This is a genomic window from Sphingopyxis sp. KK2, assembly GCF_001990265.1.
Taxonomy (GTDB): domain Bacteria; phylum Pseudomonadota; class Alphaproteobacteria; order Sphingomonadales; family Sphingomonadaceae; genus Sphingopyxis.
Map to the genome: position 1 here is coordinate 37,986 of NZ_LYVN01000001.1, position 24,198 is coordinate 62,183.

Annotated in this window: 26 protein-coding genes and 1 tRNA gene; 12 read left to right on the plus strand and 15 right to left on the minus strand. The window is 65.0% G+C overall.

Going from position 1 to position 24,198, the window contains the following annotated elements; all coding sequences use genetic code 11:
- Position 1: 1 nt before the first annotated feature.
- The 5 genes from B1A78_RS00185 to B1A78_RS00205 all read right to left on the minus strand — a co-directional run bounded on the left by B1A78_RS00185 (position 2) and on the right by B1A78_RS00205 (position 3,937).
- Positions 2 to 619: a glutathione S-transferase family protein gene (locus tag B1A78_RS00185; RefSeq protein ID WP_077145065.1), complete on the minus strand. Its 618-nt coding sequence runs from the start codon at positions 617 to 619 to the stop codon at positions 2 to 4.
- Positions 620 to 693: 74 nt separating this feature from the next.
- Positions 694 to 1,341, minus strand: a complete 648-nt coding sequence (locus B1A78_RS00190) for a carboxymuconolactone decarboxylase family protein (RefSeq protein ID WP_056347445.1) — start codon at positions 1,339 to 1,341, stop codon at positions 694 to 696.
- A 10-nt stretch (positions 1,342 to 1,351) separates the two neighbouring features.
- The gene (locus tag B1A78_RS00195) at positions 1,352 to 1,747 is read right to left on the minus strand and encodes a nuclear transport factor 2 family protein (protein ID WP_077145018.1); all 396 of its coding nucleotides are present in this window, start codon (positions 1,745 to 1,747) and stop codon (positions 1,352 to 1,354) included.
- Positions 1,748 to 1,757: 10 nt separating this feature from the next.
- Positions 1,758 to 2,645, minus strand: coding sequence for an SDR family oxidoreductase (locus tag B1A78_RS00200; protein WP_077145019.1), 888 nt, complete (start codon positions 2,643 to 2,645; stop codon positions 1,758 to 1,760).
- Positions 2,642 to 3,937, minus strand: a complete 1,296-nt coding sequence (locus B1A78_RS00205) for an MFS transporter (protein WP_077145020.1) — start codon at positions 3,935 to 3,937, stop codon at positions 2,642 to 2,644. Before B1A78_RS00205 ends, B1A78_RS00200 begins: the two co-directional genes overlap by 4 nt.
- Positions 3,938 to 4,045: 108 nt before the next feature.
- Between B1A78_RS00205 and B1A78_RS00210 the strand changes: the two genes are divergently transcribed.
- On the plus strand, positions 4,046 to 4,813 hold the full coding sequence (locus B1A78_RS00210; protein WP_077145021.1) for an SDR family NAD(P)-dependent oxidoreductase: 768 nt from the start codon (positions 4,046 to 4,048) through the stop codon (positions 4,811 to 4,813).
- Between the two features lie 4 nt (positions 4,814 to 4,817).
- On the opposite strand, the gene B1A78_RS00215 is transcribed toward B1A78_RS00210, so the two are convergent.
- From B1A78_RS00215 to B1A78_RS00225, 3 genes are read right to left on the minus strand one after another with little or no spacing between them, the layout of a single operon-like run.
- Positions 4,818 to 5,528, minus strand: a complete 711-nt coding sequence (locus B1A78_RS00215; RefSeq protein WP_077145022.1) for a glutathione binding-like protein — start codon at positions 5,526 to 5,528, stop codon at positions 4,818 to 4,820.
- A complete protein-coding gene (locus tag B1A78_RS00220) occupies positions 5,528 to 6,022 on the minus strand; it encodes a nuclear transport factor 2 family protein (RefSeq protein ID WP_077145023.1) in 495 nt (164 codons plus the stop codon). Before B1A78_RS00220 ends, B1A78_RS00215 begins: the two co-directional genes overlap by 1 nt.
- 5 nt (positions 6,023 to 6,027) lie before the next feature.
- Positions 6,028 to 8,265, minus strand: a complete 2,238-nt coding sequence (locus tag B1A78_RS00225; protein WP_077145024.1) for a TonB-dependent receptor — start codon at positions 8,263 to 8,265, stop codon at positions 6,028 to 6,030.
- 135 nt (positions 8,266 to 8,400) lie between these two features.
- Here B1A78_RS00225 and B1A78_RS00230 point away from each other — a divergent pair, with 135 nt between their 5' ends.
- Together B1A78_RS00230 and B1A78_RS00235 are read left to right on the plus strand one after the other, a co-directional pair.
- A complete protein-coding gene (locus B1A78_RS00230) occupies positions 8,401 to 8,907 on the plus strand; it encodes a DUF3237 domain-containing protein (protein ID WP_077145025.1) in 507 nt (168 codons plus the stop codon).
- The gene (locus B1A78_RS00235; RefSeq protein WP_077145026.1) at positions 8,907 to 9,632 is read left to right on the plus strand and encodes a glutathione binding-like protein; all 726 of its coding nucleotides are present in this window, start codon (positions 8,907 to 8,909) and stop codon (positions 9,630 to 9,632) included. Before B1A78_RS00230 ends, B1A78_RS00235 begins: the two co-directional genes overlap by 1 nt.
- On the opposite strand, the gene B1A78_RS22150 is transcribed toward B1A78_RS00235, so the two are convergent.
- The 3 genes from B1A78_RS22150 to B1A78_RS00245 all read right to left on the minus strand — a co-directional run bounded on the left by B1A78_RS22150 (position 9,629) and on the right by B1A78_RS00245 (position 11,822).
- Positions 9,629 to 9,850 (minus strand): hypothetical protein, encoded by a 222-nt coding sequence (locus B1A78_RS22150; RefSeq protein ID WP_144037614.1) that lies wholly within the window; start codon positions 9,848 to 9,850, stop codon positions 9,629 to 9,631. The genes B1A78_RS00235 and B1A78_RS22150 overlap by 4 nt on opposite strands.
- A gap of 99 nt (positions 9,851 to 9,949) precedes the next feature.
- Positions 9,950 to 10,654, minus strand: a complete 705-nt coding sequence (locus B1A78_RS00240) for a glutathione S-transferase family protein (RefSeq protein WP_077145027.1) — start codon at positions 10,652 to 10,654, stop codon at positions 9,950 to 9,952.
- Between the two features lie 4 nt (positions 10,655 to 10,658).
- The gene (locus tag B1A78_RS00245; protein ID WP_077145028.1) at positions 10,659 to 11,822 is read right to left on the minus strand and encodes a CaiB/BaiF CoA-transferase family protein; all 1,164 of its coding nucleotides are present in this window, start codon (positions 11,820 to 11,822) and stop codon (positions 10,659 to 10,661) included.
- A 140-nt stretch (positions 11,823 to 11,962) separates the two neighbouring features.
- Between B1A78_RS00245 and B1A78_RS00250 the strand changes: the two genes are divergently transcribed.
- Positions 11,963 to 12,865, plus strand: a complete 903-nt coding sequence (locus tag B1A78_RS00250; RefSeq protein ID WP_372236858.1) for a hydroxymethylglutaryl-CoA lyase — start codon at positions 11,963 to 11,965, stop codon at positions 12,863 to 12,865.
- Between the two features lie 152 nt (positions 12,866 to 13,017).
- On the opposite strand, the gene B1A78_RS00255 is transcribed toward B1A78_RS00250, so the two are convergent.
- Positions 13,018 to 13,093: transfer RNA gene (locus B1A78_RS00255), tRNA-Lys, on the minus strand.
- A 43-nt stretch (positions 13,094 to 13,136) separates the two neighbouring features.
- On the minus strand, positions 13,137 to 13,658 hold the full coding sequence (gene folK, locus B1A78_RS00260) for a 2-amino-4-hydroxy-6-hydroxymethyldihydropteridine diphosphokinase (RefSeq protein ID WP_077145030.1): 522 nt from the start codon (positions 13,656 to 13,658) through the stop codon (positions 13,137 to 13,139).
- Positions 13,659 to 13,681: 23 nt separating this feature from the next.
- Between folK and B1A78_RS00265 the strand changes: the two genes are divergently transcribed.
- On the plus strand, positions 13,682 to 14,371 hold the full coding sequence (locus tag B1A78_RS00265; RefSeq protein WP_077145031.1) for a uracil-DNA glycosylase: 690 nt from the start codon (positions 13,682 to 13,684) through the stop codon (positions 14,369 to 14,371).
- Here the strand turns inward: B1A78_RS00265 and B1A78_RS00270 are convergent.
- Both B1A78_RS00270 and B1A78_RS00275 read right to left on the minus strand, forming a co-directional pair.
- Positions 14,332 to 14,808: an RNA pyrophosphohydrolase gene (locus B1A78_RS00270; protein ID WP_077145032.1), complete on the minus strand. Its 477-nt coding sequence runs from the start codon at positions 14,806 to 14,808 to the stop codon at positions 14,332 to 14,334. The two genes, B1A78_RS00265 and B1A78_RS00270, sit on opposite strands and share 40 nt — an antisense overlap.
- On the minus strand, positions 14,805 to 15,752 hold the full coding sequence (locus tag B1A78_RS00275; RefSeq protein ID WP_077145066.1) for an alpha/beta hydrolase: 948 nt from the start codon (positions 15,750 to 15,752) through the stop codon (positions 14,805 to 14,807). Before B1A78_RS00275 ends, B1A78_RS00270 begins: the two co-directional genes overlap by 4 nt.
- 199 nt (positions 15,753 to 15,951) lie before the next feature.
- On the opposite strand from B1A78_RS00275, the gene B1A78_RS00280 reads away from it, so the two are divergent.
- The 7 genes from B1A78_RS00280 to B1A78_RS00310 all read left to right on the plus strand — a co-directional run bounded on the left by B1A78_RS00280 (position 15,952) and on the right by B1A78_RS00310 (position 24,182).
- A complete protein-coding gene (locus B1A78_RS00280) occupies positions 15,952 to 17,814 on the plus strand; it encodes a 2-oxoacid:acceptor oxidoreductase subunit alpha (protein ID WP_077145033.1) in 1,863 nt (620 codons plus the stop codon).
- Positions 17,811 to 18,851: a 2-oxoacid:ferredoxin oxidoreductase subunit beta gene (locus B1A78_RS00285; protein ID WP_077145034.1), complete on the plus strand. Its 1,041-nt coding sequence runs from the start codon at positions 17,811 to 17,813 to the stop codon at positions 18,849 to 18,851. The genes B1A78_RS00280 and B1A78_RS00285 overlap by 4 nt, the downstream gene beginning before the upstream one ends.
- Before the next feature lie 41 nt (positions 18,852 to 18,892).
- The gene (locus tag B1A78_RS00290; RefSeq protein WP_077145035.1) at positions 18,893 to 19,285 is read left to right on the plus strand and encodes a GxxExxY protein; all 393 of its coding nucleotides are present in this window, start codon (positions 18,893 to 18,895) and stop codon (positions 19,283 to 19,285) included.
- A 42-nt stretch (positions 19,286 to 19,327) separates the two neighbouring features.
- The gene (locus tag B1A78_RS00295; protein ID WP_077145036.1) at positions 19,328 to 20,278 is read left to right on the plus strand and encodes a metal-dependent hydrolase; all 951 of its coding nucleotides are present in this window, start codon (positions 19,328 to 19,330) and stop codon (positions 20,276 to 20,278) included.
- Entirely contained in the window at positions 20,275 to 21,660 is a 1,386-nt protein-coding gene (locus tag B1A78_RS00300; protein ID WP_077145037.1) for a deoxyribodipyrimidine photo-lyase, read from the plus strand. Before B1A78_RS00295 ends, B1A78_RS00300 begins: the two co-directional genes overlap by 4 nt.
- Positions 21,661 to 21,696: 36 nt before the next feature.
- A complete protein-coding gene (locus tag B1A78_RS00305; RefSeq protein WP_077145038.1) occupies positions 21,697 to 22,977 on the plus strand; it encodes a cyclopropane-fatty-acyl-phospholipid synthase family protein in 1,281 nt (426 codons plus the stop codon).
- A gap of 128 nt (positions 22,978 to 23,105) precedes the next feature.
- On the plus strand, positions 23,106 to 24,182 hold the full coding sequence (locus B1A78_RS00310) for a serine hydrolase (RefSeq protein ID WP_256837370.1): 1,077 nt from the start codon (positions 23,106 to 23,108) through the stop codon (positions 24,180 to 24,182).
- Positions 24,183 to 24,198 lie beyond the last annotated feature (16 nt).

Sequence of the window (24,198 nt, forward strand, 5' to 3'; positions counted from 1 at the left end):
CTTATGCGGGATTGGTGCTGGGGCGGCTTTTCATCCGCTCGTACCAGCCGGTGATATTGGTGAAGGCCGGGTCGATCGGCTGGCCGACCCCGGCGCCGAAATCGAGGAAGGCGAACAGCATCAGGTCGGCGAGCGTCAGCCGGTCGCCGACCACGAATTCGCGCCCGCCGATCAATCCGTCGACCCATTTGACGCCGTCCTGCGCAGTCGCCTTCAGCCCCGCCGCCGCTTCGGGCAGGCAGCGCAGCCGCGGCTCGAACAGCGGCAGCCCTTCGGCGAAGCGGAAACCGTTGGTCAGCGGTTCGCAGATCTTGAGGTCGATGCGGCGCACCCACATGCGCGTGATCGCGCGTTCTTCCGCCGTCGATCCGATCAGCGTCGGTTCGGGAAATTTCTCGTCGAGATATTCGCAGATGGGGATGATCTCGGTCAGCACCGACCCGTCGTCGAGCGCGAGCGCGGGGGTCTGCCCCGCCGGATTGACCTCGACATTATAGGGCGCCCGCCGGTTCTCGCCGCCGCGCAGGTCGATCGTGACCTGCGGCAGCTCGATGCCCTTTTCGGCCATGAACATGTTCACGACGCGCGGGTTGGGGCCGATGGAGTTATAATATTTCATGCCCATCCTCTCCTGATCTTTTTATCACGCTTGCCGATAACCGTCAAGTAAGTTGACGGTTATCGGCATCGCGCTCATTGGCCCGCGGGACGCGGTGCGCTGAGGAAGTCGGCGGCGCTGAAGCCCTCGGGTGCCGCGACCTCGACGATCGGGTCTTCGCGCGCGTCATATTCCATGCGCAGCGCGCGGGTGATCACCGCGTGCATGTCGTAAAGGCAGGTGATGTAGGTGAATTCGAAGATCTGCTCGTCGTTCCAGAAGGTCTTCAATTTGTCGAACACCTCGAGCGGCACGCGGCCGCTCGCCTGCGCCAGGCAATCGGCATAGGCGAGCACGGTGCGTTCCTGCTCGTTATAGCAATCGGCGACCTGCCAGTGCGCGATCGCCGCGATCTTTTCGTCGCTGACGCCGAGGCCGCGCAGCGACTTGCAATGCTGCGAGAAGACGAACTGGCTGCCCTTCACCCAGCCGGCGCGCGTCTGGCCGAGTTCGCGCAGCACCGGGTCGATCGTGCGCGCGGGGTTGCGGTACACGGCAAAGCCCTTGACGGCATGTTCGAAGATGTCGGGCGACAGCGCGAACACCGTCCACCAGTCGCCCGGCGTGCCGGTCGCGGTGCCGGGTTCGGCGACGGGATCGCGGTCGCCGAACAGGCGGTTGTAATAGGCAAGGACGGTTTCGTCGGTGACTTCGGACCGGGGAACCTGGCGCAGGACGGGCATGATTTACTCCTCAGGCGTTCGCAAATTTGCGGAATTCGGCGACATGGGCGCTGTCGAAATATTCGTCGAGGCGCGTGATCTTGCCGCCCTCCACCTTGCACACGATCGCGCAGGGCAGGCGCACGGCGCCCTCGTCATGGGTGCGCACGCCCTTCAGGACGTGCTGCTGGACGAAGCCGCCGGGAAAGACGGTCAGCTGGCGGTCGGCATATTCACGGTCCTTGATCCGCGTCACCATGCCGCTCAGCGTCGTCGCGGTCTGGTCGCGGGTGACGATCAGCTCATCGGTATTGTGCCAGATCTCGGCATCGGGGGTGAAGCTGTTCTTCATCGTCTCGATGTCGCCCGCCTCGATCGCGTCGAAGAAACGCGTCGCCATCGCGCGGATGTCGTCCTGTTCTGCCATGTCGGTCTCCTCAAATCCTGGCGCCGAACATACGGCCGCCATTGGCCGCGATCAGCCCGTCGATATCGTCGCCCCGGTACTCGGGATCGGCCGAGGTGCCGAACGCGCCGAGCATATCGGCGGTGACCAGTTCGGCCATCTTCTTCCACTCGGGGTGAGTGAAGATCCAATAGTCGCCATTCTCGATCGCCTGCACGACGCGCGCGCCGATCTTGTCGGGCGACATGCCACCGGCGAGCACGCCCTGCATCGCCTGGCTCGTCGCCGCGGCCTTGCCGACCTCGACTTCTACCGGGCGCAGCTCGCGCGTTGTCTCGACGATCCGCGTCGCCGACATGCCGGGCATCAGCACCGAAATGCCCACCCTGGTTTCGGCCAGCTCGTTGCGCAGCGCCATCGCGATACCCAGCGTCGCATATTTGGAACTGATATAGGCGACCGAGATCGGCGGCGGCACGATCGCGACCATCGACGAGGTGATGACGAGGTGCGATGCCTCGCCCGATGCCTTCATCTCGGCGAGGAAGGTGCGGCAGGCATAGAGATGCGCATGCGCGTTGACCGCATAGTTCCAGCGCCACACCTCGGTGTCATATTCTTCGAACGGCCCCGATCCGCCGCCGACCCCGGCGTTGCTGAAGAGGATACGCACCGGCCCGAATTCGCGCGCCTTTGCGCCCGCCGCGGCCCAGCTGTCTTCGCTGGTGACGTCGAGCTGCAGCGCCAGCGCCTTCGCGCCATCGCTGCGCAGCAATTCGGCGGCGGCTTCGGCGCCATCGCCGTCGACATCGGCCAGGATCACCGCCGCCCCCTTGGCGACGAGCGCCTTGGCGGTGGCGAGTCCGAGCCCGCTCGCACCGCCGGTGATGAAGGCGGTCTTGCCGGCGACGTCGGTCATTCGGCGAAATCCTTTTCGAGGTGGCGGGTCATCGCGAACTGCGCAACCCCGGCGGCGGCGGCAAAGGGCATCAGTGCCATCAGCGCCCAGCGCAGGCTTTCGTCGGCATATTCGGGTTTCAGATAATCGCTGACCATGCCGGCGAATACCGGGCCGAGGCCGAGGCCGACGATGTTGAACATCAGCATCAGCACAGCAGCCGCGGTCGCGCGGCTTCGCGGCGGCGTCAAATTCTGGACGAGTGCGAGGGCCGGCGCGACATAGGCGGTACACGCCGCCATCGGGATCAGCAGCAGCCCGAGCGAAAGCTGCCAGCTGTCGACCAGCAGCGCGGCGATGAAGGTCGGAATCAGCACCAGGGTCGCGAGCGCCGGGATCATGCCATAGGCGCGTGCCGACACCTTCGCGCGATGACTGACCAGCCAGCCGCCGCCGAGGATGCCGATACCGAAGGTGATGCCGGCGGCGGGACCGAAATAGGCGGCCATCGCGTCGAGCGGCATCTTCTGCGTCCGCATCAGGAAGGCGGGAATCCAGTTCAGCATGCCATAGCTGGTGAAGGCGGCGAGACCGCTGCCGATCATCACCATGCGCAGCGACGGGCGCCGCCAGAACATCGCCAGGCTTTGCGCAAAGGGCAGGGCTTCGTCGGCGGGTTTGTTGGTGTCCATCTGCCCGCGCGCGGGTTCGCGGACCAGCCAGATCAGCAGCGGCACGACCAATATGCCGACGAGGCCGATGACGATGAAGGCGTTGCGCCAGCCGATGTTCGCCGCCGCCCAGGCGCCGAAGGTCGCGCCGACGAACACGCCGAATGGACCGTTGAGCGTGAACAGCCCGATCGCCAGCGGGCGCTGCGCGGGCGGATAATAGTCGGCGAGCACCGACAGCGACGGCGCTGTACCGCCGGACTCGCCCGCACCGACGCCAAAGCGCATCAGCGCCAGTTGCCAGAAGTTCGACACCATGCCGCAGGCGGCGGTGAAACCGCTCCACACGACGCAGGCGATGCCGATCAGCTTCACGCGGTTCCAGCGGTCGGCGATCATCGCGACCGGCACGCCCGCTGCGGCATAGAAGAGCGCGAAGGCGAAGCCGGTGAGCAGCCCGAACTGTGTGTCGGTGAAATCCATTTCGGCACGGATCGGCTCGACGAGAACGGACAGGAGCTGGCGGTCGACGAAGTTGATCGTGCCGACCACGAACAGCATCGCGAGCGCGACGTTTCGGCGCAGCGCAAGGCCGCTGTCGGATGCTGTGGCGCCGCCGTTGAGCGTGGTGGCCTCGGTCATAACTCTCCCCAGAAAATGGCGAGTCTTCTCGCTCAAAAAATACTTAGGTATTTAAGTTTATCTGTCAATGTGCTTTACGGTAGACCGAGAAGAGACGGGAGAGAAGCCATGGATATCACGGGCAAGCGTGCGATCGTCACCGGATCGGCCAGCGGCATCGGCCGCGCGACCGCGATCATGCTCGCGGTGCGCGGCGCGGCGGATGTCGCGCTCGTCGACGTCAATGGAGCGGGTCTTGCCGAAACCGCGCGGCTGGTCGAGGGGCAGGGCGCGCGTGCGACCGTCCACCGTCTCGACCTGTCCGATATCCCCGCGACCGAGGCCTGGTTCCTGGCGCATGGCGATGTCGACATCCTGCACAATAATGCCGGCGTCGTCGCGGGGCTTCCCGCCTTTCCCGACGTCGATGCGAAGCGCATCCAGTGGATCGTCGACATCAATGTCACCTCACTCGTCGCCGCGACGCAGATCGTCGTGCAGAAGATGAAGGCGCGCGGCGGCGGGGTGATCGTCAACACGGTCTCGACTGTCGCGCTCGGCACCGGTTTCTACGATGCGATGTATGCGACGACCAAGGCGGCGGTGATGATGTTCACCCGTTGCTGCGCGCCGCTGAAGGAAGAGTGCAATGTCCGCGTCGCGGGGATGCTGCCGGGCCTCGTCGACACCCCGATCCTCGACACCACGGGGGCGGGCGAAAAGTCTGAATGGATGAAGACCGTGCTCGCCAACAATGAAGCCTGCCTGCCGGAAGATATCGCGGGCGGGGTGATCGCGCTGATCGAGGACGATGGCCTCGCCGGTGGCGACTGGCTCGCGGTGCGCCGTCTGGACGGCCAGGTCGCATATCAGTGGGGGCATGCCGACACGCTGTGACCCGCTACCCTTTCGGCGCGTCCAGCATATTCCGGCCGAACAGGTTCGACCATTGCTCCTCGGTCAGTACCGGGCGCGCGCTCGACAGGTTCGCCGCGTTCTTGACGTCGGTCCCCGCGATCACCGCCGGCCGCTCGCCGATCCGCGCGAACCAGTCGGCAACCGCCGGATAATCGTCGAGCGTCAGACCGATCGCGCGGATCGCGCGCGTCCATGGCCAAGTCGCGATGTCGGCGATGCTATATTCGCCGGCCAGATAGTCCGCTTCCGACAAACGCCCGTTGAGGACATGAAGCAGCCGCAACGTCTCGTTGCGATAGCGTTCGACCGGATAGGTCTGGCCCTCGGGCGCATAGCGGATGAAATGATGCGCCTGTCCCTGCATCGGGCCAAAGCTCGCCATCTGCCACATCAGCCATTGCTGCGCCTGGCTCCGCCGTCGCGGGTCGGTGGGCAGCAACTGGCCGGACTTTTCGGCGAGGTAGAGCAGGATCGCTCCGCTCTCGAACACGGGCAGCGGCGCGCCGCCGCCGACGGGCTCATGGTCGACGATCGCCGGCAGGCGACCATTGGGGTTGATGCGGCGATATTCGGGGGTCAGATGGTCGCCCTCGAGCATGTTCATCGCGATCAGCTGGTACGCCAGCCCGACTTCCTCGAGCATGATCGATATCTTGTGTCCGTTCGGCGTCGGGGTGAAATAGACATCGATCATCACGCGTTCCCTTTTGCAAATATCGCCCGCGCCGCGGCAAAGGCGGCGTCGAACGCGTCCTTGCCTGCGGGATAGCCGACGACCGTCAGCGTTACCCCGGCAATCCTCCACCCGTCGGCCCGAACCAGATGGTGGGTGTAGCGGCCGATGAGGTCGCCCAGCAGCACAGCGTCGTTCACGGTCACGAAGTGCGCCGCATCGACGATGCTCGTCACCGTCGCGTTGTCGCCATCAATCGCAACTGAAATATTGCTGAGCCGATGCGCCGTGGCGTCGAAGCCTTCGAGCGCCCGGCAGCGGTCGGTCCATTTGTCTGCCGCGACCACCCCGACCAGCGAGCCGATCGCGCCATAGTCGATCGCGATATCGTCGGTGAACAGCGCGCGATACGCCGCCCAGTCGCGCGCATCGAGCGCGGCCGCGTAACAGCTCACGGCCGCCGCCGCCGCTTCCCGGTCGAGGAAAGCGTCGACGACGGCCGATCGCTGGGACATCGTTGCTAGAACTTCACGCCCGCTTCGATCGCCAGGCTGCGCGCGGGTTCCAGATAGTGGATCGAACGCGTGACGTTGGTGATCGGGAAGGGCAGGCGGAACACGCTGCCGGCGGTCAGCTTGTTGGTCAGATTGCGACCGACGAAGGCAAGGTGCCAGCGGTCGTCGGGATCGCCAAGCTGGACGCGCAGGTCGACCTTCGCATAGCCGCTCTGGTGGCCGAAGACCGGATCCTGCGTATCCGAGTTGAAGTAACCCGAGCGGAACGACACCACGCCGGTGACGTCGAGTTCGAGCGCCGACGAGATCGGAACCCAGCTGTGCGCCTGCACGCTGCCCGAGAAATCGGACACATAGGGCAGGGGCGATCCGGCGATGTTGTTCGCCGCGATGCTTGCCGGGCTCGCCGGGTTGCATTCGCTCAGCGGCTGGCTCGCGAGGCACGCCGCACCCGGATAGTCGAGATAGCGGATGTCCTGATAGGCGAGCGAGGTGGTGACGTCGAAGTTGCGCGACGGCTTCAGCGTGAAGGTGCTCTCGATGCCGGTCGAGGCCGCGCTCGCGGCGTTGCCCGTCTGGTACGTCGAGGTCGTCGGGTTATAGACCGACACCTGCAGATTGCTGAACTTCGTGTCATAGACCGACACGTTCGCGGTGATCGCGCCGAAGGATGCGCGCACGCCAGCCTCGATATTGCGTGACTTTTCAGGCTCATACTGGAAGGTCGCGTCGGTGGTGCCATAGGTGTTCGACACGAAGCCGCCCGACTTCGACCCGCGGCCATAGGTCGCATAGACCATGATATCGTCGCTGACGTCATACTGCGCAGTGATCGACGGATCGATATTGTCTTCGCTGCGCTTGCCCTGTGCCTGCGTCAGCGGACGCAGGTTGTACGGGCCATAGATGCGCTCGCCGTCGAAGGTCGCTTCCTTCTTGGTGTGCGTATAGCGCAGGCTGCCGATGAAGCGCAGCGAGTCGGTCGCATTCCACGTCGACTGGCCGAACACCGAGAAGGATTCGGTCTTCTGGTCGAAGAAGGTGTGGAGCAGGCCGAAATAGGTCAGCGTCGGGTTGGAAATGTTGAACCCGCCAAACTGGTCGAGGTGATAGTCGGACGTGTCATAATAGGCGCCGACGATGAATTCGATCGGCTGACCGACCGGCGACGACAGGCGGATTTCCTGCGAGAACTGGTCGAAATTCTCGGGATAGCTGTTGTAGGTCGAATTGGACGTCACCCCACCCGGCGGATTGGGCAGCGTCTGGTCGAAGCCGTTGATCATCGCGCTGTCGAACCAGCTGTAGCCGGTGATCGAGGTCAGCGTATAATCGCCGAGCTGCAGGTTCGCGGTACCCGACGCGATCAGCGTCTCGCCGCGAATGCCCTCTTCGCCGAGCGCCGAGGTTTCAAGGAAGCGCGATTGGCGCAGTTTCGGCGCGAGCAGCACCGCATCCGCGACGGTGACGCCGCCCTTGATATCCTGGTTGCCATATTCGATGCGCGCGGTGAAATCGAAGTCGGGGCTCGGCTCCCAAAGCGCGGTGAAGCGAACCAGCTGCTGCTTGGTCTGCGGGTTTTTCTGCCCCGTCGCGCGGTTCATGATATAGCCGTCATTGTCGACGATGCGGCCCGCGAGGCGCACGCTCAGCGTGTCCGAAATCGGCCCCGAAACATGGCCCGACAGCTGGAAGCCGTCATATTCGAAATCATAGCTGCCGGTCAGCGATGCTTCGAAATCCTTGGTCGGTGCGGCCGACACGACACTGATCGCGCCCGCGGCAGTGTTCTTGCCGAACAGCGCGCCCTGCGGACCGCGCAGCACTTCGACGCGGCCGAGGTCGAAGAAGGGCGCCTGCGTCTGGCGGCTCTTCCCGGCATAGACGCCGTCGATATAGAGGCTGACCGCCTGGTCGAACGAGAAGTTGGCCGGCGGCGAGCCGAAACCGCGGATATAGATGACGTCATTGCCCGCGGTGGTCTGGACCGCGACGTTGGGAACGTACGACGCCATGTCGGCAAAGTCGTTGACGCCCATTTCCTCGATCGTGTCGCCGGTGACGACCTCCATCGAGATCGGCACGTCCTGCAGGCTCTGTTCGCGCTTTTGTGCGGTGACGATGATTTCGTCATTGCCCGCGTCGTCGGCGGGAACCGCATCCTGCGCCATCGCCGGTGCGGCGCAGCCGATCATCGCGGCAGCCGCAACACCCGACAGCAGAAACTGATTGAAACCCTTCATGCGCACCCTCCCTTGAGTGATTATGCCGACAGTTGACGGGCGCGCGTTTTTGCGGCCCGATCCGTCAATCTGATTGACCCTTAGTATACTAATGGTCTTATGCTTGTCCAGAGCCTCAGCAGAAGGAGTGGCACTATGGAGCAGGATTTTTCAGCCGACGGTCCGAACGGCCTTTCGAGCCGCTTTTTATGCACCGTCGAATTCGAAGTCGGGGGTGGAATCTTCGGCATCGGCGCCTCGCCATTCGGCGACCAGCGCATCGGATATATCAGTGGCGGGCGCTTTTTCGGACCCCGAATCAACGGTATCGTCCTCCCCGGCGGCGGCAATTGGTCGCGCGGCGGCCGCCTCGCATCGGGCGCCGCGGTCGGCACTTTCGATGCCCGTGCGGTGTGGCAGGCCGATGACGGCGCGCTCATCCAGCTGAGCTACAGCGGGCGCAGTGTCGTCCCCGACGATGTCCGCGCGCTGTTCGCCGACCCCGCCGCACCGCCCGTCGACCCGTCGCGTTATTATCTGCGAATCGCCCCCGTTTTCGAAACTGCGAGCCCGAAATATGATTGGCTCAACGGCCTGCTCGCGGTCGGTGTCGGCACCCGCACCGATTTCGGCGTTCGTCACCAGATATACGAGGTGCTGTGATGATCGACCTTCATTATTCGGCGACCCCGAACGGACAGAAGATCGCGATCATGCTCGAGGAGATTGGTGCCGACTATCGCGTCATCCCCTATGACATCTTCAACGGCGACCAGCTCACCGCCGAATTCGGCCGGATCAACCCCAACCACCGGCTCCCCGCGATCGTCGACCAGGCGCCGGCGGGAGGCGGCGATCCGGTCACCGTCTTCGAATCGGGCGCGATCCTCCAATATCTTGCCGAAAAGAGCGGGCGCTTCCTCGCCCCCTCGGGCGCGGCGCGCGCTGCGACGCTGTCGTGGCTGGCATGGCAGGTCGCCGGCCTCGGGCCGATGGGCGGGCAGGCGAGCCATTTCCTGCGCTATGCTCCGCCGGGGCAGGAATATGCGATCGAGCGCTACACCAGCGAGCTTAACCGCCTGCTCACCGTGCTCGAAAAGCGGCTCGAGAAAAGCCCCTATGTCGCGGGCGACGACTATAGCATCGCCGACATGGCGATCTGGCCCGGCCGCGCGTCGGCCTTTGTCATGGGCATGGGCCTCGACGACTGGCCCGCGATGCACGGCTGGTTCGAACGCATCCGCGAGCGGCCTGCGGTCGCCCGCGCGATGACGCGCGAAGACCTCAAGGCCCCCGCCAAATATGTCGGTCGCCACCAGAAACTCGACGAGAAGGAATGGTCGAACATGTTCGGCGACGCCAACCGGGGTGCCGTAAGACGGAGCTAGCCTTCGACCGTTACATGCAACGCGACGGTCCAGCCCCAAGCGTTTATTTCGGCGAAGCGTGCCGACAGCGGCCATCCCGAGCGTTGCACCAGTTTTAGCGAGCGCAGTCGATCGTCATCTTCGCTCCACGGCATCGCCGTGCAGGCGCGGGCAAGCGCTATCAGCCGCTTCTCCTGTCGTTTCGTCAATCCGCCTGCAGTTTCCAATGCATCGAACATGAGGCTCCCCTTTTCGCGAATCCCCTGATTCGCGGCACGGGATATGCTGCCAAGTCCAGCCGGCGCCGTGGCCCCCAAAACTTGTTGGGGGGCACGGCTTTAGCGCTTCACATGCTGCCGATCGCCCCACAGGATCGCCCGATGCTCGTCGGTGAAGCCCGTCAGCCCGCCCTCGATCGTTTCGGCGCGCGCGACGCCGACGGTCATGCCTTCGGCGACCGAAGGCCGTTCGAGCATCGCGGCGCCCCAGCGGTCAACGTTCGGAAAGCGCCCCGCTTTGTCGATCAGCTGGCGCCGCAGATAGGGCAGGGTGGCCATGTCGGCGATCGTATAATCGTCGCCGGCAAGCCACGCCGCTTCGCCCAGCCGCTTGTCGAGCACCATCATCAGCCGGTCGACCTCGCGCGAATAGCGCTCGATCGCATAATCGTGCCGGTCCTTGGCATAATGGGTGAAATGCGCCTCCTGCCCGAACATCGGGCCGACCCCCGACACCTGGAACATCAGCCATTGCCAGCAGGTTGCGCGGCCCACCGGGTCGGTGGGCACAAAGCGGCCGGTCTTTTCGGCGAGATAGAGCAGGATCGCGCCGGTCTCCCACAAGACGAAGCGCTCGCCTTCCGGGCCGTGCTCGTCGACGATCACCGGGGTCTTGTTGTTCGGGTTGAGCGCGAGGAACTCGGGGGTCAGCTGGTCGCCCGCGAGGATGTCGATATATTCCAGCCGCCACTCCAACCCCATTTCGAGCAGTGCGATCGCGATCTTGCGCGCATTGGGGGTCGGGCCGCCATAGAGGGTGATCATCGGCCTAGCCCTCCCGGCCGAGCCAGCGTTTCAGCACCTCGTCGCTGTCCTGCCCGACCACCAGCGGGGCGGGGCGGCGGACGGTGCCCGGCGTGTCCGACAGTTTCGGGAAGATGCCCTGCATGCGGATTTCGCCCAGCTCGGCGTCGGGGACCGTGACCAGCGCGTCGCGCGCCGCGAAATGCGGGTCGGCCATCATGTCCTCGGCGTCGAAGACGCGGCCGGCGGGGACCGCCGCCTCGACCATCTTCGCCTCGAGTTCGTCGATCGTCAGCGTCCTGGTCCATTCGCCGATCAGCGCGTCGAGTTCCTCCTGCCGCACCCCGCGCGCGCGGTGCGTCGCATAGCGCTCGTCGGTCGCCAGTTCGGGGCGCCCCATCGCCGCTGCGAGCCGTGCGAAGACGCCGTCCTGGTTCGCGCCGATCAGATATTCGCCGTCCTTGCACGGGTAAACGTTCGACGGCGCGATCGCGGGCAGCGTCGATCCGGTGCGGCGGCGCTTGGTGCCGCTCGCCGAATAGTCCGACACCGTCGATTCCATCACCTGCAGCACTGCCTCATACAGCGCCGAATCGACGATCTGGCCCTCGCCGGTCTTGCTGCGGTGATGCAGCGCCGCGAGCGCGCCCATGCAGCCGTAGGTGGCGGCGAGCGTGTCGCCGATCGACACCCCCATGCGCGCGGGCGGCAGGTCGGGGTAGCCGACGATGCCGCGCCACCCGCCCATCGCCTCGCCGATGCCGCCAAAGCCGGCGCGCGACGAATAGGGGCCGGTCTGGCCGTAGCCTGATACGCGCACGACGATCAGCCCGGGGTTGGTCTTGCGCAATATCTTCGGATCGAGATTCCATTTCTCGAGCGTGCCGGGACGGAAATTCTCGATCAGGATATCGGCTTTGGCGATCAGCTCTCGCGCCAGCTGCTGGCCTTCTTCGCTGCGCAGGTCGACCGCGACCGAATATTTGTTGCGCGCGATGACGCGCCACCAGCTGGGCTTGTCGCCCTGGCCCCAGTTGCGCATCTGGTCGCCGCCGCCGGGAGGCTCGAGCTTGACGATCTCGGCGCCCATGTCGCCGAGCAACTGGCCGCAAAAGGGGCCGGCGATCAGCTGCCCCATCTCGACGACCTTCAACCCCTCCAGCGCGCCCGCGCTGTTCGCTTCCGTCATATCATTCCCTTCGGGCGTCTATCTGGCCTAGGAAGGGGCCGCGCGCGGCCCGACATCCTCATCCCTGTGGCCATGATATACTTAGAATGCTATGCAATTATCAACTCGAATCTCGGATGTGCGTGAAGATAGGCAAGATCGTGAACCAAAAGACCATCGAAATCGTCGAAGTCGGCCCGCGCGACGGCCTGCAAAATGAAGGGCTTGCCGTCTCCACGGCCGACAAACTCGGGCTGATCCAACGCGCGATCGCCTATGGTGCACGCCGCATCGAGGTGACGAGCTTCGTGAACCCGAAGAAAGTCCCGCAGCTCGCCGATGCGGAAGAACTGGTCGCTTTGCTTCCGCACCGCGGCGACGTCACCTACATCGGTCTCGTCCTCAACCGCCGCGGCGCCGAGCGCGCCATCGCGACCGGCCGCATCGACGAACTCGGGGCGGTGTGCGTGACGAGTGACAGCTTCGGCATCCGCAACCAGGGCCAGACCTCGGACGAATCGCTCGCCGCCGCGATGGAGATCGTCGCGCTCGCGAAATCGGCGGGTCGCAGCGGCCAGATCACCATCGCCACCGCCTTCGGCTGCCCGTTCGAGGGAGAAGTCGCGATCGACCGCGTCGTCGACATGGCAAAGCGCGCCGCCGACGCGTCTCCCCGCGAAATCGCGCTCGCCGACACGATCGGCGTTGGCGTCCCGTCGCAGGTCAGCGAAATGGTTGGCCGCGTAAGCGAAGCCGTCGCCGGCCTCCCGGTTCGCGTCCATTTCCACAACACCCGCAACACCGGCCTCGCCAATGTCTGGGCGGCGGTCGCCGAAGGCGCGACGACGATAGACGCGTCGCTCGGCGGCCTCGGCGGCTGCCCCTTCGCGCCGGGCGCCGCGGGCAATGTCCCGACCGAGGATGTCGTCTATATGCTCGAGCGCGGCGGCATGGCGACCGGGCTGGACCTGCCCGCCATCGTTGACGCCGCGACCTGGTTCACCGGCGTCATGGGCCGCGCTTTGCCGGCAATGGTCAGCAAGGCGCCGGCGTTTCCGAACTGAGCGCAAAAACAAAGAGGCGACCCCGAAAGGCCGCCAGTTTGTCTGAAAGGAGACGACTCTCCCCCCTGGGTCGTCCGGACTGGATATCGCGCGTTTTCGCCGCCCGCATTGATGCAGGTTAGTCGGCGCGATATTTTCCGGAAGTCGAAATATGGTGAGCCCTGCTGGGTTCGAACCAGCGACCTACTGATTAAAAGTCAGTTGCTCTACCGACTGAGCTAAGGGCCCCAGCGCGGTGCCGCATAGGGGCGCCGCGAAGTGAGCCGCCGCCCTAGTGCGCCGATGCGCCCCGGTCAACCGGCTTTGCCCGCACCAGTTTCGCGGCGAGCTGGCGGACGCTGCGGCCGAGCAACGGGTGGTGCCAGTCGGGGGCGACCGCGCGCAGCGGGCCGAGGACGAAGGCGCGGCTGGTCATCGCGGGGTGCGGGATGGTCAGCGCGGCGTCGCTCCACGCGCCGCCCGACCAGAGCAATATGTCGAGGTCGAGCGTCCGCGCGCTCCAGCGCTGGCCGGTGCGGCGACCGAAATCGGCCTCGATCGCCTGCAGCCGTTCGAGCATCTCCGGCGGGCTCAGCGCAGAGGCGACCAGCGCGACGGCATTGGCATAGCGCCGCCGCGATGGGCCGAGCGGCTCGCTCGCGATGATCGGGCTGACATCGACGGGTTCGATATCGTCGCTTTCGAGCGCCGCGAGCGCCGCCATCAATACGCCGCGCGGATCGCCGAAGCGGGCGTGGCGCCGGTTCGAGCCGAGGCCGATGGCATAAAGAGGCAGGGGCGTTGCGTGGGCCATGGCCGAGCGACTAACGCAGTGGCTTGGAGATTGTAAGCCCCTTGCCCGGTACCGAGCCGCCGCGCGACTGCCCACGCTGCCCGCGCCTCGTCGCCTTTCGCGAACAATGCCGGGCCGACTATCCCGACTGGTGGAACGCGCCGGTCTATGCGTTCGGCGACCCCGATGCCTGGCTGGCCTTCGCCGGACTCGCCCCGGGCAAGCATGGCGCCAACCGCACCGGGCGACCCTTCACCGGCGATTATGCCGGCGACCTGCTCTTCGCGACGCTGGCGCAATTCGGGCTGAGCCGCGGCGCTTATGAGGCGCGCGTCGACGACGGGCTGACGCTCGACGGTGCGATCATCGTCAACAGCGTCAAATGCCTGCCGCCGCAGAACAAGCCGAACCCGCAGGAAATCGCCGCCTGCCGCCCCTTCTTCGATACCCAGATGGCGGCGCTGCCCAAGGTCCGCGTGGTGATCGCGCTCGGCAAGATCGCCCATGACGCCGCGGTGCGCGCCGCCAGCGGCCGTCTCGCCGCCTTTCCTTTCGCGCATGGCGCCGTCCACCTGCTCCCAAATGACCGCCATCTCGTCGATAGCTATCATTGCTCGCGCTACAACACGAACACCGGTCGGCTCACGCCCGCGATGTTCGCCGACGTCTTCCGGACCGCGCTCGCGCTCGGCGATCAGACCAGGGGCCCGAATTCCTCGACCAGCCCGCGATAAAGCGCGCGCTTGAACGGCACGATCAGCTTCTCGATCTCGTTCAGCTCGGACCAGCGCCAGGCGCGAAATTCCTGGTGTTTGGTTGCGATATCGATGTCGCTGTCCTCGCCCATGAAGCGCATCAGGAACCAGTGCTGACGCTGCCCGCGATATTTGCCGCCCCACATCTTGCCGATCAGATGGTCGGGCAGGTCATAGAAATATTCCTCGCGGCTGCGCGCGATGATCTCGACCAGCCCGCCATGGACGCCGGTTTCCTCGCCCAGTTCGCGGATCGCCGCCTCTTCGGCATCCTCGCCGGGGTCGATCCCGCCCTGCGGCATCTGCCAGGCCTCGCTCGACGTGTCGAGCCGCTGGCCGACGAAGACACGGCCCTCACGGTTCGCGAGCATCACCCCGGCGCAGGGGCGATAGGGAAGTTTGCTATGGTCGATCATGCCGCGCCGGTAGCTTCGGCGACCAGCGCTTTCAAGACGGTCAGCGCGCCCCGAATGTCATCCTTCGCGCTCGGGATCGCCTGCGATAGGTTGATATAGCCGTGGATCGTGCCCGCGCCCTCGCGATAGACCGTCGTCACCCCCGCTTCGACCAGCTTCACGGCATAGGCGCGGCCCTGGTCGCGCAGTGGATCGAGCCCTGCGGTGGTCAGCACCGTCGGCGGCAGCCCTTCGGCCGGGAAATCGAGCGGCGATGCGCGATAATCGGCCGGATCGGCGGCATAGCTGTTGCCGAACCATGTCATGCTGCCCTGCGTCAGCAGATAGCCTTCGCCGAAATCGCGATAGCTTTGCCAGTCGTCGTGCGTCGTCACCGCAGGGTAAATGGGGTGGATCGCCAGCACCGGCTTCGACGCCGGCCGGTCGCGCAGCGTCAGCGCGGTCGCGATGGTCAGATTGCCGCCGGCGCTTTCGCCCGCGAGCACCAGCCCGGTGCAGGGGATATTGTCGGCCACCCAGCGCGTTGCGGCCTCGCAATCCTCGGGCGCGGCGGGGAAGGGATGTTCGGGTGCGAGCCGGTAGTCGACCGCGATCACCGGTATGTCGAGCTGGCGCGCGGCCTCGGCGCACCAGCCGTCATGCGTGTCGAGGTCGCCGATCACCCAGCCGCCGCCATGATAGAAGACCAGCACCGGGCCGGTGTCGCGGTCGGGGCGGCTGTCGTAAAGGCGGATCGGAATGTCGCCGGCCGGGCCGGGGATCGTGCGATCCTCCACCTTCGCGATCTCGCCGCGCGGGCTGTCGGCCATCTGCGTCATCGCCCGGAACATCTCGCGCGCGGCGTCGGCCGGCAATTCTTCCATCTTCGGGCCTTCCTGCGCATTCAGAAAGGCAAGGAAGCCCGCCACGTCGGGGCGGGTGAAATGGGTCGTGCCGTCGGTCATCCTGATCATCCCTCGCTTATGTTGTTCGGCGCAGCTATTCGGCATCGCCGCCGATAATTCAATGGCAATTGGCAACTGATTGGACGGGCGGACGCGCGCATTCGCTTTGCAGCGCACAATTTTTTCTGAATTGCGGCTTGCCGCCGACGGGCCTAGGCCAAAGTCACAGGTTCGCAAGATTCAAAGGCAGACAAGAAAAATGGCGACAGCGGTAGAGGACAAGCCCGGCGAGCGGCAGTCCCCCCTTTCCGACGCAGTGGTGGTTCGATTTGCAGGCGATAGCGGCGACGGGATGCAGCTGACCGGTGGTCAGTTCACCCTCTCGTCGGCGCTCGCGGGCAACGACTTCGCGACCTTCCCCGACTTCCCCGCCGAAATCCGTGCGCCGCAGGGCACACTGTTCGGTGTGTCGGCCTTCCAGATCAACTTCGGTTCCTCGGCGATCGAGACCGCGGGCGACGCGCCCGACGTGCTCGTCGCGATGAACCCCGCGGCGCTCAAGACCAATGTCCCGCAGCTGAAGCAGGGCGGCCTGATCATCGCCGACGAGGGCGAGTTCAACGACCGCAACCTCGCCAAGGCGAAATATGACGCCAACCCGCTCGAGGACGGCAGCCTCGCCAAATGGCAGCTCTTGAAGCTCAACATCAGCCAGCTCACGATGGATGCGGTCAAGCCCTTCGGCCTCGGCAACAAGGAAGCGTTGCGCTGCAAGAATATGTGGACGCTGGGGCTTTCGCTCTGGATGTTCGACCGCGACCGCCAGCCACTGATCGACTGGCTCAACGGCAAGTTCGCCAAGGATCCGAACCTCGCCGCCGCCAACGTCGCGGCGCTCAACGCCGGCCACGCCTATGGCGAGACCGCCGAGCTCGCGGGGCCGCTCAAACAGCATCATGTCGATCCCGCGCCGGTCGCGCCGGGGCTTTATCGCACGCTGACCGGCGCGGAAGGCATCGCGCTCGGGCTCGTCGCGGGCGCGCAGCTTGCCAAGCTGCCGATGTTCTTCGGCGGCTATCCGATCACGCCTGCTTCGGCAATTTTGCATCACCTGTCGCGGCTCAAGGAATATGACGTCACGACCTTCCAGGCCGAGGACGAGATTGCCGCCATCTGCTCGGCGATCGGCGCAAGCTATGGCGGCTCGCTCGGCGTGACCAGCTCGTCGGGACCCGGCATCGCCTTGAAAGGCGAGGCGATGGGCCTCGCGATCATGACCGAACTGCCGCTCGTCATCGTCAATTCGCAGCGCGGCGGCCCCTCGACCGGCCTGCCGACCAAGACCGAGCAGTCGGACCTCTATCAGGCGGTCTATGGTCGCAACGGCGACGCCCCGATGCCCGTCATCTCGGCGCGCTCGCCCGGCGACGCGTTCGAATGCGCGATCGAGGCGGTGCGCATCGCGGTGCAATATATGACCCCGGTGATGCTGCTCACCGACGGCTATATCGCCAACGCGGCCGAACCTTGGGCGGTGCCCGACCTCACCAGCTATGAGGATTTCCCGGTCGAGTTCCTGACCGAAGTGCCCGAGGGCGGTTTCAAGCCCTATGGCCGCGACGAAAAGCTCGCGCGCCCGTGGGTCAAGCCCGGCACGCCCGGCCTGCTCCACCGCATCGGCGGGATCGAGAAGGAAGTCGATACCGGCCATATCAACTATGCGCCGGCGAACCATCAGGCGATGACCGACATCCGCAAGGACAAGATCGACGGCATCAAGGTGCCCGGTCAGGTCGTCGAACTGGGCGCAGAGGGCGGCAAGCTCGCGGTCGTCGGCTGGGGCTCGACCTTCGGTCCGATCCACCAGGCGGTGCGCCGCAAGCGCGCCGAGGGCAAGGACGTCAGCCATGTCCACATCCGCCATATCTGGCCGCTGCCCGCCAATCTCGGCGAATTGCTCAAGAGCTATGACAAGGTGATCGTGCCCGAAATGAACACCGGCCAGCTCAAGACCGTGCTGCGCGACCAATATCTGGTCGATGCGAAGCCCGTGAACAAGGTGTCGGGCCAGCCCTTCACCATCGCCGAAATCGAAGCCGCCATCGAGGAGGCACTCAAGTGAACGAGATGACCACCATCGCCAAGCCGACGACGACGCTCAAGGATTGGGAAACCGATCAGGAAGTCCGCTGGTGCCCCGGCTGCGGCGACTATGCGATCCTGAAGGCGGTGCAGCGCACGATGCCCGAAATCGGCACGGCGCCTGAAAACACCGTGTTCATCAGCGGCATCGGCTGCTCTTCGCGCTTTCCCTATTATATGGAAACCTATGGCTTCCACACGATCCACGGCCGCGCGCCGGCCTTCGCGACCGGGCTGAAGCTCGCCAATCCGGGGCTCGACATCTGGATCGTCACCGGCGACGGCGACGGCCTGTCGATCGGCGGCAACCACACGATGCACCTGATCCGCCGCAATCTCGATTGCCAGATCATGCTGTTCAACAACGAGATTTATGGCCTCACCAAGGGCCAGTACTCGCCGACGAGCCGTGTCGGAACCTCGAGCCCCTCGACGCCCTATGGCTCGGTCGATCGCCCCGCACAGCCCGCGGCCTTCGCGCTCGGCGCCGGCGCGCGCTTCGTTGCGCGCGGTTTCGACGTGTCGAAGAAGCTGCCCGAAGTGCTCAAGGCGGCGCACGCCCACAAGGGCGCGGCGTTCATCGAGATTTTCCAGAACTGCATCGTGTACAACAAGGATGTGTTCGAGGATTTCGCCGCCCCGAAGGGCGCCGAGGACCGCCAGCTCTGGCTCGAGAACGGCGAACCGATGCTGTTTGCGAAAGGCACCAAGGGCATCGCGCTCGATAGCGAAGAACTGCACCTCAAGGTCGTCGACGTCGTCGATGGCGACTGGCAGTCGGCGGGGGTGATCGTCCACGACGTCACCAACCGCAGCGTCGCGCACATGCTCGTCGAAATGCGCTTCGGCGAATTCCCGATGGCGCTCGGCGTCCTCTACGACGACCCGCGCCCGACCTTCGAGGCCGACGTCTGGCGTCAGAACAAGGCGGCATCCGAAGGCAAGACCGCCGACCTGCAAGGCCTGCTCAAAAAGGGCCAGACCTGGACGGTAACCGAGGGCGGCCCGGAGCTTTAATTTAACTCACACAAAGGCACAAAGGCACCAAGAATGTGGCAATGGACATCGAGATCGTTGCGCGCACTGCCATCGATTGCGGATTCCATCTGCACAAAGATCTTGGGCCGGGCCTGCTCGAAGGCGTTTATGAGATTCTGATGGCCGAGGCCTTGCGCGACGCCGGATTGCAAGTCGCAAAGCAAGTTCCTGTGCCGATCGAATATAAGGGCGTAACGATCGATAACGCCTTTCGGATCGACCTTCTCGTTGAGAATCGGCTGGTCATCGAACTCAAATCCGTCGAGCGGATGGCGCCGGTGCATGGCAAGCAGGTGTTGACCTATCTACGCCTTATGAAATTGCCCTTGGGGTTACTCATCAACTTCGGCCAGGAAACATTCCGCGATGGCGTAAAACGCGTCGCCAACGACTATTATCGGCCCTCTCGATAGAACTGTTTGTGCCTTTGTGCCTTCGTGTGAGATCACTCTAAAATGGACAACCTGACTCACAGCCTCGTCGGCGCCGTGCTCGGCCAGATGGGGCTCAAGAAGAAGACCGGGCTCGCGATGCCCACGCTGGTGATCGCGGCGAATATTCCCGATATCGACGCCGCCTGCACCGTTTACGGCCAGCTTTCGCTGTCGATGCGCCGCGGCATCACCCACGGCCCGATCGCGCTTGTCCTGCTGCCGATCCTGCTCTGGGCCGCGATGATCGCGTTCGACAACTGGCAGACCAAGCGCGGCAGGCGACCCGCAAACCGCCTGCCGATCCATAGGGGCTGGCTGCTCGCGCTCGCCTATATCGGGTGCCTCAGCCACCCCGCGCTCGACTGGCTCAACAACTACGGCATCCGTCTGCTCGAACCCTTCAGCCATCGCTGGTTCTATGGCGACAGCATCTTCATCATCGACCTGTGGATATGGATCGCGCTCGGTCTGTCGGTGTGGCTGTCGCTACGCCGCGAGCGCGCCAAGGTCGCCGGCTGGACGCGCCCCGCGTGGGTCGGTTTCACCGGGGTCTGCGCCTATATCCTGTTCAACGGTGCGATCACCGGCACCGCCGAGCGCGAGATTTCGGCGGTTTTGAAGGGGGCAGGGCGACCGGGCGCTTTGGTCGTCGCGAGCCCGCCGCCGCTGATGTTCTGGAAACGCGACGTCTTTTGGCGCAGCGGCGACCTTTACGGCAGCGCCAGCTTCGATCTCGGCTCGGGCGGCGATGTCGACATCAGCGGCACCTCGACCGGCATGGACGACCCACGCGTCGCGCCGATGGTGGCGACCAGCGCGGTCGCGCAGGCCTTCCTCTTCTGGTCACGCATGCCCGTCGCGAAATTCGACGCCAAGGGCCGCCTGATCCTCTCGGACCAGCGTTTCGGGAACCCGCTGAGCCGCGGGCAGTTTGAGGTTGTCGTAGACCCTCAACCGGAACCCAAGCCCTGACCGCTCCCTCGATCGTCTGGTTTCGCCGCGACCTCCGCCTCTCGGACCAGGCGGCGCTGCTCGCTGCCGCGTCGGCGGGGCCGGTGATCCCCGTCTACATCCTCGACGACGAGACGCCCAAGCATCGCAAAATGGGCGGTGCGTCGCGCTGGTGGCTTCACCGCAGCCTTGCCAGCCTCGATGCGGCACTGCGCGAAAAAGGCTCACGCCTGATTTTGCGCCGCGGCAAGAGCGACGAACAACTTGCTCAAATCGCCGAGGAAAGTGGGGCAGGTCAGGTCCATTGCCTGCGCCATTACGAGCCCTGGTGGCGCAACGCCGAACGCGCGGTGGCCAAGCATCTCGACCTGATCTGCCACGACGGCAATTATCTCGCACCCCCAGGTTCGGTGACCACAGGCACCGGCGGCCTCTACAAGATCTACACCCCCTTCTGGCGCGCGCTCAAGGAGCGCATGCCGCCCCCGCCGCCGGCAAACCGACCGCGCGACATCGCGGCGCCGCCGAAGTGGCCGGCGTCGGACGAACTCGCCGACTGGGAGCTCCTGCCGACCGAGCCCGATTGGGCAACGGGCTTTGCAAGAGAATGGACGCCGGGCGAGGAGGGCGCGCGTGCGCGCGTCGCCGATTTCATCGACGAAGCCGCCGATTACGACCGCCGCCGCAATCTGCCTTCGGAGGAGGGGAGCTCGCGCCTCTCGCCGCATCTCCACTTCGGCGAGGTGTCCCCGGCCTATGTCTGGCACCGGCTTGCCGATGCGGGCGGTTCGGTCGATGTCTTCCTCTCCGAGGTCGGCTGGCGCGATTATGCGCAGAATGTGATCTTGCAGTTCCCGGACTATGGCGGTCGCAACGCCCGCGAGGCCTTCGACGATTTTCCCTGGCGCACTGGAAAAGCTGCCGATGCCGACCTCAAGGCCTGGCAGCAGGGGCGCACCGGCTATCCGATCGTCGATGCCGGGATGCGGCAGCTTTGGACGACCGGCTGGATGCACAACCGCGTCCGCATGATCGCCGCCAGCTTCCTCATCAAGCATCTGCTCATCGACTGGCGCCGCGGCGAACAATGGTTCTGGGACACGCTGGTCGATGCCGATTACGGCAACAACAGCGTAAACTGGCAATGGACTGCCGGCACCGGCGTCGACTCCAACATGTTCCCCCGGATCATGGCGCCGCTGACGCAGTCGGAAAAGTTCGACGCGGCGGGCTATATTCGCGAGTGGGTGCCGGAATTGGCCGATCTTCGCGCACATCTTGTCCATGACCCCGATGACCATGGGGTGCGGCCGCGCGATTATCCGGCGAAGATCATCGGGCATCGCGAGGCGCGGGCACGGGCACTGGCAGCGTATGACGTCATGAAGGCGCACGACATTTGATTGTCAGGCGCGCCGCTTTGCGGCAGTGATGGCCTTATGAACACGCATGTCAGGACGGGGCGGGGCCGACAATTGCTGCAGGCGGATCGCGCCTTTCGGTCGGGCGGGCTGGTCGCCTGGGCGATGGCGCGCGCGCCGGCGGCCTTTTTCCACGGCCGGCTCGACAAGATCGACGCGGGGCTCGAGCATGGGACGCTCGAGGGACATCTGCCCGACGGCAGCGTGCGCATCCTCGGCGGGCGCGGCAGCGGCCCGGTCGCGGTCGTCCACCTGCACAGCTGGGCGGCGCTGGTGCGCCTCGCGCTGTCGGGATCGGTCGGCTGGTATCGCGCCTGGGACAAGGGCGAATGGTCGTCGCCCGACCCGGTGCCGCTGTTCGACCTGTTCATGCGCAACGGCGAGTCGCTGGGCAATGCCGCGCGATCGCGTGGGCCATGGCGCTGGATCAACCGGCTGGCACATTTCTTCAACCGCAACAGCCGCAGCGGGTCGAAGCGCAACATTCACGCCCACTATGATTTAGGCAATGATTTCTATCGCTTGTGGCTCGATGCTAGGATGAACTATTCGAGCGCGCTGTTCACCGACACATCGCAGTCGCTCGAGGAAGCACAGGCGGAAAAGCTCGACGCGATCCTCGATCGGCTCGATCTGCGCTCGGGCAGCCGGCTGCTCGAGATCGGCTGCGGCTGGGGCGCGCTCGCCGAGCGCGCGGTCGAGCGGCACGACGTGCTCTATACGGGCATCACCTTGTCGCCCGCGCAGGCCGAGATCGCCGACGCGCGGCTCGCTGCGATCGACCTGTCGGGACGCAGCACGGTCGAATTATGCGATTATCGCGATGCCAAGGGGCCTTATGACGCGATCGCCAGCGTCGAGATGGTCGAGGCGGTCGGGCAGGCTTATTGGCCCGCCTATCTCGACGCGATCGCCCGGCTGCTGCGCCCGGGCGGCCGCGCGGCGATCCAGTATATCCTGATCAGCGACGCGCTGTTCGAACGCTATGCGGCGAGCAGCGACTTCATCCAGGCCTATGTCTTCCCGGGCGGCTGCCTGATGTCCGAAAGCCGGTTCCGCGCACTCGCCGAAGAGCGCGGGCTCGTCTGGCGCGACGTGCGGCGGTTCGGGCGCGACTATGCCGAGACGCTGCGCCAGTGGCGCGAACGGTTCGACACTGCGGTCGACGAAGGGCGACTGCCGCCCGGCTTCGACGAGCGCTTCGTCCGTCTGTGGCGCTATTATCTGCAATATTGCGAGGGCGGCTTTCGTGGCGGCGGGATCGACGTCGCGCAGGTCACGCTCGAAAAAACGGCCTGAAAACAGGTCTGAAAATAGTGAGGGAGGACAGGATGCGAAGATTTCTGGCGGCGGCACTGCTGTGTACGGTGGCCGGGGGCACGGCCCTTGCCCAAAACACGACCGAAACTCTGCCAAAGGATCTGAATGTGCTGTTCTGGACCCAGGATCAACGCGACACCGCCTTCCGCACGATGGAGACGGTGCCCAAGGTTGTTGTCAATACGGTTCAGGCGGGCGGCAAGGTCTATCCGCTTCCGCAGGGCGCGCCGCTCGACGTCGGCACCGACGTCGACGTCTATATGGCAAAGCAGCGCAACGCCGGGCTGATCATCGTGCAGGACGGCAAGATTCGGCTCGAAAAATATGCGCTTGGCTATGACGCCGCGGGCCGCTGGACGAGCTTCTCGGTCGCCAAGAGCTTCACCTCGACGCTCGTCGGCGCGGCGGTGAAGGACGGCTATATCAAGAGCCTAGACGACAAGGTGACGACCTATATCCCGACGCTCAAGGGCTCGGCCTATGATGATGTGTCGGTGCGCCAGTTGCTCACCATGACCTCGGGCGTCAAATGGAACGAAGATTATACCGACCCCAAATCCGACGTGGCGCAGTTCAACCTGCAGCAGCCGGTCGCGGGCGAGGACATCACCGTCAGCTATATGAAGAAGCTGCCGCGCGAGGCGCCGGCGGGGTCGAAATGGGTTTACAAGACCGGCGAGACCAATTTGATCGGCGTGCTGGTGTCGAGCGCGACGGGCAAGACGCTGTCGGCCTATCTGTCGGAGAAGGTATGGAAGCCCTTCGGCATGGAGCAGGATGCGGTGTGGATGCTCGGCGCGACGGGGCATGAGATCAGCGGTTGCTGCATATCGGCGAGCCTCAAGGATTATGCGCGTTTCGGTCAGTTCATCCTGAACGGCGGCGTTGCGGGCGGCGCGAAGGTCCTGCCCGACGACTGGCTGGCGGCGGGCACGACGAAGCAGGCCGACATCGATTTTCCCGGTCGCGGCTACGGCTATCAATGGTGGACCAACGATGACGGCAGTTTCGCGGCGCAGGGCATCTTTGGGCAGGGGATTTTCATCGATCCCAAGCGCAAGCTGGTGATCGCGTCGAACGGCAACTGGCCGACCGCGACCGATCCCGAAGGCGTCGGCGCCGCGCGCCAGGCGTTTTACATGGCGGTACAGGACGCGGTTGATCGCGAAGCCGGCCAAAAATGATCGTGGCCCCCGCCCG